The organism is Kitasatospora sp. NPDC059327, from assembly GCF_042752535.1.
Classification (GTDB): Bacteria; Actinomycetota; Actinomycetes; order Streptomycetales; family Streptomycetaceae; genus Kitasatospora.
The window spans coordinates 20,950-32,367 of the sequence record NZ_JBHYYB010000001.1 but is presented as its reverse complement, the minus strand read 5'-3'; the positions used below and the strand labels follow the sequence as shown (position 1 = coordinate 32,367).

General features: G+C 74.2%; 7 protein-coding genes. 3 read left to right on the top strand and 4 right to left on the bottom strand.

The annotated features are described in order from the left end of the window. Positions 1 to 284 precede the first annotated feature (284 nt). The gene (locus tag ACFXHB_RS00120; RefSeq protein WP_380570966.1) at positions 285 to 1,268 is read right to left on the bottom strand and encodes a zinc-binding alcohol dehydrogenase family protein; all 984 of its coding nucleotides are present in this window, start codon (positions 1,266 to 1,268) and stop codon (positions 285 to 287) included. A gap of 111 nt (positions 1,269 to 1,379) precedes the next feature. On the opposite strand from ACFXHB_RS00120, the gene ACFXHB_RS00115 reads away from it, so the two are divergent. Further along, positions 1,380 to 1,949 carry a TetR/AcrR family transcriptional regulator gene (locus ACFXHB_RS00115; protein ID WP_380570964.1) on the top strand — a complete coding sequence of 190 codons (570 nt, stop codon included), beginning with the start codon at positions 1,380 to 1,382 and terminating at the stop codon, positions 1,947 to 1,949. Between the two features lie 27 nt (positions 1,950 to 1,976). On the opposite strand, the gene ACFXHB_RS00110 is transcribed toward ACFXHB_RS00115, so the two are convergent. Further along, entirely contained in the window at positions 1,977 to 2,678 is a 702-nt protein-coding gene (locus tag ACFXHB_RS00110) for an SDR family NAD(P)-dependent oxidoreductase (protein WP_380570963.1), read from the bottom strand. Between the two features lie 240 nt (positions 2,679 to 2,918). Here ACFXHB_RS00110 and ACFXHB_RS00105 point away from each other — a divergent pair, with 240 nt between their 5' ends. Next, entirely contained in the window at positions 2,919 to 3,962 is a 1,044-nt protein-coding gene (locus ACFXHB_RS00105; RefSeq protein WP_380570962.1) for a ketoacyl-ACP synthase III family protein, read from the top strand. A gap of 150 nt (positions 3,963 to 4,112) precedes the next feature. Here ACFXHB_RS00105 and ACFXHB_RS00100 read toward each other — a convergent pair whose 3' ends face one another. Beyond that, the gene (locus ACFXHB_RS00100; RefSeq protein WP_380570961.1) at positions 4,113 to 5,474 is read right to left on the bottom strand and encodes a LuxR C-terminal-related transcriptional regulator; all 1,362 of its coding nucleotides are present in this window, start codon (positions 5,472 to 5,474) and stop codon (positions 4,113 to 4,115) included. A 904-nt stretch (positions 5,475 to 6,378) separates the two neighbouring features. Here ACFXHB_RS00100 and ACFXHB_RS00095 point away from each other — a divergent pair. Next, on the top strand, positions 6,379 to 9,720 hold the full coding sequence (locus ACFXHB_RS00095) for a tetratricopeptide repeat protein (RefSeq protein ID WP_380570960.1): 3,342 nt from the start codon (positions 6,379 to 6,381) through the stop codon (positions 9,718 to 9,720). On the opposite strand, the gene ACFXHB_RS00090 is transcribed toward ACFXHB_RS00095, so the two are convergent. Beyond that, positions 9,649 to 11,316, bottom strand: coding sequence for an FAD-binding oxidoreductase (locus tag ACFXHB_RS00090; RefSeq protein ID WP_380570959.1), 1,668 nt, complete (start codon positions 11,314 to 11,316; stop codon positions 9,649 to 9,651). The genes ACFXHB_RS00095 and ACFXHB_RS00090 overlap by 72 nt on opposite strands. Positions 11,317 to 11,418: the final 102 nt, after the last annotated feature.

The following is an 11,418-nucleotide window of genomic DNA, read 5'->3' as shown; positions in this document are numbered from 1 at the left end:
CTGGTTCTCCCACCGTCGATATGTTCGGGACAATGGCCGTGCACAGTCGATCAGATTCCGATGCTAGGCGTGAGAACCGTTCGGGCACTCCCCTGACAAACCCCTACCGGAGGGGTGTCCCTTATCCCGCCCGAATATCGACGGGGGCCGGCGGGAAGTCCGGCACCGGCCGGCGGAAATCATCGCGGCGGGCCGGTGCCGGAAACAGGAATGCGCCCGGTCCGTGAATCGGACCGGGCGCATTCGACAGGGGGTACCACCCGGCGGGGCCGCCGGGCCGGGGACTACGGGACCAGGACGGCCTTGCCGAGGGTGGTGCGCTCCTCGAACGCCCGGTGGGCGGCGGCGGCCTCGGCCAGCGGGAACACCTGGCCGACGACCGGCTTCAGGGTGCCGGCCGCGGCCAGCTCGAAGGCCGTCTGCCGCAGCCGGGCCCCGTACTCGGGCTGCAGGAAGACCCGCGGGCCGAAGCCGGAGACCGAGACCCCGCGGACGTACAGCATCTCCGGGTCGAACTGCGGGGCGGTGCCACCGGCGGTGCCGTAGACGACCAGCCGGCCGAAGCCCATCGCGAGCAGGTCGAACGAGGCCTTGGAAACCTCGCCGCCGACCCCGTCGAAGGCGACCTGGACGCCGGCGGGGGCGACGTCGCGGACCCGCTGCTCCCAGCCCTCCTCGGTGTAGTCGAGGACGTGGTCCGCCCCGAGCTCACGGGCGAGGGCGAGCTTCTTCTCGCCGCGCGCCAGTGCGATCACCTCGGCGCCGGCGTTCTTCGCCAGCTGCACCAGCAGGCTGCCGACGCCGCCCGCGGCGGCCTGGACGAGGACGACGTCCTTCGGCTGGATCGCGGCGACCTCGGCCACGCCGACCGCGACCACTCCCTGGCCGAACAGCGCCAGCGCCTCGTGCTCCCCCAGTCCGTCGGGGATCGGCTGGGCGGCACCGGCGGGCAGGACCGCCAGCTCCGAGTAGCCGCCGGCGGTCGGGGCGGCGCCGACGACCTTGCGGCCGACCCACTCGTCCCCGACCCCGGCGCCGACCCGGACGACCGTGCCCGCGACCTCGAAGCCGGGGGCGTAGGGCAGCGGCGGGTCCGGGAACCAGGCGAACCGCTGCATCAGGCCGGACCGGATCTGGGTCTCGGCGTAGCTGATCCCGGCGGCGCTCACCCGGACCAGCAGCTGCCCCTCGCCCGGCTCCGGGTCCGGGACCTCGTCGACGATGAGGACCTCGGGCGAACCGTACTCGTGGAACCGAACAGAACGCATGGACGCGTCTCCTTGACTCAGCTGCCGTGACATCCACCATAAACGGACCGGCGGTCCGTTTGGTTGCGATAGCGTAGCCATGGATCACGGCAGGATGTCAAGGGAGCTCATGTGGCCGTCAGGGAGCGCGCGGACGCGGCGCACAACCGGCGCAAGATCCTGGTCACGGCTCAACAGCTGTTCCGGGACGGCGGCGTCGACCACGTCTCGATGGAGGACATCGCCGAGGCCGCGGGGGTCGGCAAGGGCACCCTGTTCCGGCGCTTCGGGAACCGCGAGGGCCTCATCGGCGCCCTGTTCGACCAGCTCACGGAGGACTGGCAGTCCGGCGCGCTCGACCGCCTGGCCGACCCGGACACACCCGCCCGGGAGCGCGTGCTGCGCTTCGTCGGCGAGCTGTTCGACGACGTCGTGCTGCCCGGCGGCCCGCTGCTGCGCGCCCTGGAGAACTCCTCCCGCTCGCACGCCAACGTGGGCCGCTACCTGCTCTGGCACGGCGGCCTCGCCCGGGCGATCACCGAGGCGCGGCCGGACGTCGACGCCGAGTTCATGGCCCACGCCATCCTCGGCGTGCCGCGCGCGGAGTTCGTCGACCTGCTGGTCGGCACCGGGATGAGCACGGAGGCCGTCCGCGCCGGTGTGCTGGCCCTCACCGACGCGGTGCTCACCGCCCCGGCCTGAGGGCCCCGGCCGGCCGGGGCCCGGCCCTCACCAAGCCGGCGGAAACGCGTCCACCACCTGGCCGGACACGTGCGAGGACTCGGCGGAGAGCAGGAAGCGGGCCAACGGCAGGTTGTCCCGCACGTCCGGCAGCGCCGGGTACGGGGCCTCGCGCCCGAGCGCGTCCGCCTTGCGGGTGAGGAAGTCGCGGGCCAGCGCCGTCTCCGCGACGATGCCCAGCGCGTTGGCCCGCACGCCCGTCCCGGTGAGCTCCTTGGCGAGCGTGCGCACGTAGTGCTCCAGCGCGGCCTTGGCCGAGGCGTAGGCGCCCAGCATGTCGACGGGCACCCGCGCGCTGTGCGAGCCGAGGGCCAGCACACTGCCCCGCCCGGCCGCCCGCATGGGCGGAACGGCGTACCGCAGGCAGCGGACGAAGCCGAAGAAGGTGGCGTCGAAGACCCGGTGCAGCTCGTCGGCGCCGACCTCCCAGCCGTACCCGACCGCCGAGGCGTCGCCCGCGCTGTAGACCAGGCCGTACGGGGCCGGCGAGACCTCCGCCACGTGGGCGAAGAAGGACGCGACGCTCTCCTCGTCGGTCACGTCGACCTGCCGGTACCGCACCCCGCCACCGGACGGGCGGGCGCTGCGGGCACCCGCGATCACCGTCCGGCCGGTGGCGGCGAGGTCCTCGGCCAGCGCGGCACCGAAGCCGCTGCTCGCCCCCACGATGACGACTGCGGACTCTTCCACGCGGACTCCCCGGCTGCGGTGGTACCCCTGCGGCCGATTCCGTCGAACACGGCCGCTCGCCATTCTTCACCGCACCACCCGCCCTTTCTGCGGGAAATACCGGGCGTAGGGGTTGTTTAGGGGGTGCGACGGCCGCGGAGCCCTGGTTACGCTACCGTCCGGCGCCTTCCGGGAAGGATTGCCCGGCCGGCCCGACATTCTCTGGATTCACCCGTCCGAACCCGCCGGGAGCAGGTTTCCGTGATATTCGAAGAACTTTATCTGGACGGCATCGCCGCCTTCGTCCCGGATCGCGTCACCGTCGCCGAGGCGGTCGCCCGGGGGCTCTGCGACGCGGAGGTGGCGACCGGGACGGGCTGGCTCTCGGTGGCCGTCGCGGGCGACGTCTCCGCCCCCGACATGGCGGTCCGGGCCGGGCGTGACGCGCTGGCGATGTCCCACCACCGAGCGGCGGACATCGCCGTACTGATGCACGCCACCGCGAGCCACCAGGGCCCGGACATCTGGTCGCCGGCGCACTACGTCCAGCGGCACACCATCGGCGGGTACGGCCCCGCGGTGGAGATCCGGCAGGGCTGCAGCGGCATGGTCGCCGCCCTGGAGCTGGCCGGCTGCTACCTCACCGCCGCCCCGGACCGCGACGCCGCCCTCGTCACCACCGCCGACAACTGGACGCACCCGCTCATCGACCGCTGGCGCGGCACGCGGTGGGCCCTGTTCGGCGACGCCGCCACGGCACTCGTCCTCTCCCGCCGGCAGGGCTTCGCCCGAGTGGTGAACGTCTGCGCCTCCTCACTGCCGGACCTGGAAGAGCTCAACCGCGGCGGGGAGGCGCTCTATCCGCCGGGGGCCACGCTCGGACACCAGGTCAGGCTGCGCGAACGCGTCCAGGCCTTCCAGGGCGACCAGTCCGCGATGGCCGGGCTCATCGGCCGGGCCGAGAGCGAGCTCATCCACCGCACCCTCGACGAGGCCGGCCTGAAGCCCCGTGACATCGCCCGGGTCACCCACCAGTCCGCCGGGAGCCGGAGCATCGTCGAGCACATCCTGGAGCCCTTCGACGGCGACCTGCGCCTCGGCATGTGGGAGTTCGGCCGCCGGCTGGGCCACACCGGGGCCGGCGACCAGATCTGCGGGCTGTACCAGCTCCTCGCCGGGCGGGAGGTCCGGCCGGGCGACCACGTCATGCTGCTGGGCACGGGCGTGGGCATGGCGTTCGCCTGCGCGATCGTGCAGGTGCTCGGCGAGCTGCCCGCCGACGCGACCCCGATCGCACTGTCCTGACGCACCCCGCGGACGCGACCCCGGCCGCGCCGTCCTGACGCCACCCCGCCGGGCCGACGCACTTCGGCCGCTCCGCGCGCCCGTCCCGCCGGGGCGGGCGCGCGGGCATGCCCGCCCCGGCGGCGACTCCGCGCCCCCGCGCGGCCCGACTCACCCCAGCTTCCTGCGCAGCTCGCCCCGGCCCGCCACCCGCAGCTTGCGGTAGGTGCGGGTCAGATGCTGTTCCACGGTGCTGACCGTGATCGACAGCGAGCGCGCGATCTGCTGGTTGGTCTCGCCCTGGGCGGCCAGCAGCGCCACCCGCTGCTCCGACGGGCTGAGCTGGTCCAGGTACCCCGCGTACCGGTCGGTCACCTTGTAGCGGGCGACCCGGTGCGGGCCCGTGCCGGGCAGGTCGCCCCACTGCAGGATCCGCAGCGAGGAGAGGAACCCGGGCCGCCCGGAGGTGTCCTGGAGGGTGGCGAAGAGCTCCTCTCGCAGCTCCTGACGGCGCCGGCCGCGGGCCCCCGACCGGCCGAACACCCGCGCCCGGTCACCGGCCGGGGCGCCCCGGTCCAGCTGGGAGTCGACCATGGTGAGCGCGTTGTCGTGGTCGCCGACGCCCAGGTACGCCGCGGCCGCCGCGAGCCGCCACGCGTAGAGGTCCGGGTCCAGTCCCCAGGACGCCAGCAGCCGGCCGCAGCTCATGAAGTCGGCCAGCGCGGAGCGGTGTTCGCCGGCGGCGAGGTGGAAGTGGCCGCGGGCGTAGAGGTAGCCGAGGCAGTGCCTGGTCTCGTAGATCGGCGCGGGCACCGGGCGGCGCACCCACTCCTTCGCGGCGCCGGGCTCCGCCAGGTCGGTGTAGCCGGCGACCAGACAGGAGAGCGGCCCGCCGATCCAGGCGCCCCACCGCTGCGGCGGCACCATGTCCACCACGGCCTCGGCACGGGCCAGCCCGACCAGGACGTCGCCGCGGTGCAGTGAGGCCTCCGCGCGGGCCGCCAGCAGCCGGGGCGCCCAGGTGTCGGCGGCGATCCGCGCCGCGTCGGGCAGCACCGCGTCGCACCAGGAGATCGCGGCCTCCGGCCGGTTGCTGTGCACCAGGGCCGTGATCGCCGCGAGGACGGCCGAGGCGGTCTCCTCGCGGAAGGCGCAGGCGGAGAGGGCGGAGGTCGCGCCGTCCGCGGGGTCCGGCAGGCCCGGATCGCCGAGCAGCCGCCCGGCCAGGGCCCAGGCCGCCCGGTGCCGCACCGACCCGCCCGCCGGCCCGGCAGCGGGGCCGCCGACCGCCCCGCCGCTCGCTGCCGCGGCCGTGACCGGGCCGGCGAGCGGGACGCGCTCCAGGTCCGAGGCCACCGACCGCAGCAGGCTCGGGAACTCGCAGGCGACCAGCAGCCGGTCGGCCGCCGCCTCCAGGCGCCGCTGGTCGTCCTTCGCACTGCTCGTCTCGCTGCGCCGGTCCAGGACGGCCAGCAGGTCCTTCGCCTGCCAGAGCAACTCCGGGGCCGCCGCGGTTGGTTCGACAAGAGTCATCGGTGATTCAGATCCCTCCGGGACCACAGGACACATGGTCCGGTTCTGGCGCGGGCACGGCCGGAGCACAGGCTCGGCCCGGCGCACGGGGCAGGCACGGTGACGTACGGGGTGGGCGGGGTGCCGCACGGAGGGGCTGCCGCCCGGGTGAAGGCATCCGGCGCCGGCGGTCATCCGGCGGTCGGGCCGCCGATCGGGGTGAAGGACACCGGGGAGAACGCTCCCGGGCGGCGGCCGAGGGGCCGTGCCACGGGTGCCGCGGCGCGAACGCCGGGCCGCCGGACAGCCCGTGGGCGGCCGGGAGCGCAGGGAGGAAACGAACGTACGCCGGGCGCGAGCGGCCGGCAGGCGCCGTCCCGGGACTACACCGGGTGACGGCGGGCGGTCACGAGGCCCGTGGACGCGGCGGCGGGTAGCCACCCGAGCGGCCGGTCGGCCGGCCCCCGGCGGTATCGGGCGGTCGTGAAGTCTCGTTCATGTGGCGGCCCCCGTCGTCACTGTCTTCCTCTACCTCTACGGACGCTCATCATGGCCGATGGCATCCTCCGGCCGTCCTCCGGCCGTCCCGGCCCGGTCCTCCCCCGAAGCCGACCGGATCCGACGGTTCGAAGGGAAACTCCGGCGCCGCCCGGCGCGTTGGTCCGAGAGGCCGGCACACCGGCGCCGCCCCTCCGGCCGGACGCCCGGGCCGAGTTCGGTCGTGCCCGAACCAGCCCGGAACCCGGGCCCGACCCGAGGCCGTCGAGCCGAGGCGAATGGCATTCGAAGATGCGTTTGAATCCGAGTAGCATCGTGGCGAACGGCCCGCGAAGCACTGGTGACGATGCGTCAGAATGGGAGGGGTTGAGTGAAGTTCCGCATTCTCGGACCACTCGAAGTACGAGCGAACCACCGCAAGGTGCCCTTGGCCGGTCCCAGGCAGCACCTGGTGCTCGCGCTCCTCCTGCTGAAGGCCAACCAGAGCGTGCCGCTCGGCGAGCTCGTCGACGCCCTCTGGGACGATCCGCCCCGCACCGCCGAGAAGCAGGTCCGCAACGCGGTCTCGATGCTGCGCGGACTGCTCAAGTCCGCCGGGGTCACCACCCTGCCGACCGCCGTCGGCACCAACGGCTACCGCCTCGACCTGCCCGACGACCAGTTGGACACGGCGATGTTCACCCAGGCGCTGGCGGCGGCCCGGCACCGCGCCGCCGCCGGACAGTTCGCCGAGGCGGTCGTCGAGTTCCGCGCCGGGCTCGCCCTGTGGCGCGGCCCGGCACTGGCCGGCCTGGACAGCTCGGCCCTGCAGCCGCACACCTCGCGGCTGGAGGAGCAGCGGCTCACCGCGCTGGAGGAGTGCGTCGACCTCGAACTCGCGCAGGGCCACCACCAGGCCGTGATCCCCGAGCTGACCGACTGGCTCAGCGCGCATCCGCTGCGCGAGAGACTCGCCGGCCAGCTCATGCTCGCCCTCTACCTCTCCGGACGCCAGTCGCACGCACTGACCGTGTACGAGTCCACCCGGCGGCGGCTCGCGGACGCGCTCGGGCTCGAACCCGTGCCGGAACTGCGCGAGTTACGCCAGCGCATCCTGACCAACGACGTGACCCTGGGCCGTCCCCGGACGTTCGCGTTCGCGCCGCTCGCCCCGCACAGCCTGCCCAAGGACATCAGCCACTTCACCGGGCGGGAGCACGAGTTGCGCACCCTGGTCGAGCAGGTGATCGTCCACCGCGACCCGGTGTCGTCCAGCCACATCGTCCTCGCCGCCGTCGACGGCATGGCAGGGGTGGGCAAGACCTCGCTCGCCGTCCACCTGGCCCACCTGATGAGCGACCGCTACCCCGACGCCCAGCTCTACCTCGACCTGCACGCGCACTCCCCCGGACAGGGCCCGCTCGATCCGGGGACCGCCCTGGAGAAGCTGCTGCGCTCGGTGGACGTCACCGGCACCGCCATCCCCGAGGACCTGGAGGAGCGGGCCGCCCTGTGGCGCAGCAGGCTCGCCGGCCTGCGGGCCGTCCTCGTCCTGGACGACGCGGCCAGCTCCGCCCAGATCCGCCCGCTGCTGCCGGGGACGGCCGACTGCCTGATCCTGGTCACCAGCCGCACCCGGCTCACCGACCTGGACGCCACCGCCGTACTCCCGCTGGACCCGCTCCCACCGGCCGACGCCGGCCGGCTGCTCGACCGGATCGTGGGCGACCGGCGGGTGGCCGCCGAACCCAAGGGCGTCGCCGAGTTGCTGAGGCTGTGCGGCTACCTGCCGCTCGCCATCCACATCGCGGCGGCCCGGCTGCGCCACCGGCCCGCCTGGACCATCGCCCACCTGACCTCCCGGCTGCGCAACCACCGGCGCCGGCTCGGCGAGCTGCAGACCGCGGAGAGCGGCGTCACCACGGTCTTCGACCTCTCCTACCGACAGCTCGGTCCCGAACCGCGGCACCTCTTCCGCCTGCTGGGCGTACTGCCGGGGACGGATTTCGACGCGGACGCCGCGGCGGCGGCCGCCGGGGTCGAGCGCCGGGCCACGGACCGGGCGCTGGAGGTACTGCTCGACGCGCACCTGGTCGAGCAGCCGCGCGAGGAGCAGTACCGGCTGCACCCCCTGCTCCGGGCCTACGCGGTGCACCTGGCCGCCACCGAGGCCGCCGGGATCGAGCGGCGGGCGGCGCTGACCCGGCTGTTCGACCACTACCGGCGGACCGCCGCCGCGGCCCTCGACATCGTCTCCCCGCAGTGGCGGCGCGACCACCCGCCGCTGCCCGCTCCCGGCGCGGCGGCGGCCGCACCGGCCACCCTCGACCAGGCCGCCGACTGGCTGGAGGCGCAGTGGCCGAACCTGCTGTCGGCGGCGGAGACGGCCCGGCGCGGCTGGCCGGAGCAGAGCGCCGACCTGTTCGGCGTCCTGCGCCACTACCTCCACCTCCGGGGCCAGCACGCCGAGGCGCTCTCGCTGCACAGCGGAGCCGCCACCGTGGCCCGCGACACCGACGACCGGGAGCTGGAGAACCTCGCCCGGTACGGCCTGGGCCTGGCCAACCAGCGGCTCGGCCGCTACGACACCGCCCTCACGCACTTCCGCCAGGCCCTGGAGGTGGCCCGCGAGCTCGGCGACCACGTGACGCACGCCCGCACGCTCGGCAACATGGGCCTGGTGCTCCACCGGCTCGGCCGCTACGAGAGCGCGCTCACCCACTTCGCCCAGGCACTCGACCTGGCGCGCGACACCGGGACGCCGAGCGCGGAGTGCTACGCGCTGTGCGGGCTGGGCCTCGTCCACGAGCGCCTCGGCCGCTCCACCACGGCCGTCATCCACCTCCGCCAGGCCCTGGTGATCGCCCAGCGGATCGACGACCGCGACATCCAGGGCTACGCGCTCAGCAACCTCGGCCGGGTGCAGTGCGGTCCGGGCAGCTACGAGCAGGCCTGCGACGACCTGCGCCGGGCCCTGGCGCTGGCCCGCGAGACCGGCGCCAGGGACCTCGAAGGCCACACGCTCTGCGGCCTCGCCCTCGTCCACGAACGCCTCGGCGACCACGACACCGCGCAGATCCACCTGCACCAGGCCCTCGCGCTGGCCCGCGAGACCGGCACCCGCGACCTCGAAGGCCACGCCCTGTGCGGCCTCGGGTTCGTCCACGAACGCCTCGGCCACACCGACATCGCCCTGGCCCACCTCCACCAGGCCCTCGTCCTGGCCCGCGACACCAGTACCCGCGACCTCGAAGGCCACGCCCTGTGCGGCCTCGGGATCGTCCACGCGCGCCTCGCCGACCACGACCTCGCGCGGGTCCACCTGCACCAGGCCCTCGCGCTGGCCAGGGAGACCGGCACCCGCGACCTCGAAGGGCAGGCGCTCGGCGCGCTCGGCGAGCTGGCCCGCCGGCTGGGCGATCCGGCCGGGGCGCTGGAGCTGCACGGCCGGGCCCTGGCGATCAGCCGGGAGACCGGGGACCGCCACCGCCAGGGCCGGGCCCACCGCGGCCTCGCCGCCGCCCACCTGGCGCTCGGCGAACCGGACGCCGCCCGCGCGCACGAGCGGCTGGCCGACCAGCTCCGGCAGCGCCCCGGGGCCGGGAGCCCGGTCGACCCGGACCGGCGGCGCGGCCCGGCCGACTGCCCGCCCCCGCGGCCCGATCCGGTCGATCCGGTCGATCCGGCCGGGGGCCGCGCGAGACCGGGCGGGCCGGACCTACTGCGGGCGGACCGACAGGGCGTGGTGGAAGACGTCGCGCGGGTCCCGAGCGGCCTTGATCTGCTGTAGCCGCGCGTAGTTGTCCTTGTAGTAGATCGTCGACCAGGGGGCGGAGGAGGTGTTCCAGGCCGGGTCGGCGAGATCGACGTCGGGCCAGTTGACGTAGGTGCCGTCGGTGACGCCGTTGGGCACCGGCACGCCGCCGGTGGTCGCGTAGACGTCCCGGTACAGCTCCCGAACCCACTGCAGCTGCCGGGTCTCGTCCCCGGCGTCGGACCAGTAGTTGGAGAACGAGGCGAGCAGCACCGAGTCCCGGTGCGGCACCGACGTCGTGGTCGGCGAGAAGGAGTTGACCTTCCCGCCGAAGGAGAAGAGGCCCATCAGACCGGAGGCGTAGCTGTACGACGGGCTGGTCAGGTACCGGTGGACGGTGCGCAGTTGGTCGGGCGCGTAGCCCTTCTTGTGGTACGCGCCCTTGGTCTTCGAACGCAGCAGCAGGCTCGGGATCCCGAACACCCCGGCCACCTCGGAGGCGCTGGTGGTCGTGGTGTAGAGCCACGGCAGGGTGCCTGTCGTGCTCGCCACCGGGGCCGCGGCGACGTTCCGGGTCATCGCGGCGGCGAAGTCCGTGAGCATCTGCTGGGTGCCGGTGACGGTCGGGTCGACCTGGGCCCGGACGATCACGCCGCCCTTGCCCTGGCGGATCGCGATGAGCGAGGCCCAGAGCTGGTTGGCGGCCGTGCCGGGGGCGCTGTTCTGCTCGTGCCAGGTGCCGAAGTTGGTGACGAGCGTGGTGAACGCGGCCTCGTCCAGCTGGGACCAGTCCCAGAACAGCGTGCTGATCATGATGCCGCCCGGGGTCGGGGGCAGCAGCCTGGTCGGATCGGTACCGGTCGCCCCCGGCGAGCGGAGCCAGAACCGGGTGACGATGCCGAAGTTGCCGCCACCGCCGCCCGCGTGGGCCCACCAGAGGTCCCGGTTGGGGTCGCCCGGGGCGGAGGTGGCGATCACCGACCGCGCGAGGCCGAAGGCGTCCACCACGACGACCTCGACGGCGAAGAGGTTGTCCGCCACCAGACCGTACTGGCGGGACAGCACGCCGTAGCCGCCGCCGGTGATGTGGCCGCCGACACCGACACTGGGGCAGGAGCCGCCGGGTATCGTCACGCCCCAACCGAGGTCCAGGGTGCGGTAGACCTGCGAGAGGATCGCGCCGCCCTCGACCGCGAAGGCGTTCATCGTGGGGTCGAAGTACACCGCGCGCATCTCGGACAGGTCGATGACCACCCGGACGTCCGGGTCGTCGACGAAGTTCTCCAGGCAGTGGCCGCCGCCGCGCACGGTGACCCGCTTGCCCGCCGCCACCGCCTCGTTGACGGCCTGCACGACCTGGCTCGTGGAGCCGACCAGCTTCACGGTGTCCGGGTTCCCGGTGAACCGGCGGTTGTAGCCGCGCAACAGCAGATCCGGATAGCGCCGGTCCCCGGGCCCGACGCCGACCGGGCCGAAGGCCGGCCCGCAGAGCAGGCGCGCCTGGTCGGCCCCGGCGTCCGGCACCGGGGCGGCCGCCGCGACCGCGCCGCCGACGAGATCCGTCGCGGCGATCCCGAGTCCGGCCGCGCCCAGGCCGGCCAGTGCAAAGCGTCGACGAGTCAACTCCGCCATGAAATCCCCCTGCTCACACCAGCACGCATCCGAATGGCACGAGAAGGGCGACATCGAATTCCGGCCCGCTCGTTGGCCACATTGATGCCGGGTCCCGGCGGG

Bases quoted from the DNA above. Each gene is read 5' to 3' on its own strand.
- ACFXHB_RS00120 (WP_380570966.1), bottom strand. From the start codon at position 1,268: ATGCGTTCTGTTCGGTTCCACGAGTACGGTTCGCCCGAGGTCCTCATC.
- ACFXHB_RS00100 (WP_380570961.1), bottom strand. From the start codon at position 5,474: ATGACTCTTGTCGAACCAACCGCGGCGGCCCCGGAGTTGCTCTGGCAG.
- ACFXHB_RS00090 (WP_380570959.1), bottom strand. From the start codon at position 11,316: ATGGCGGAGTTGACTCGTCGACGCTTTGCACTGGCCGGCCTGGGCGCG.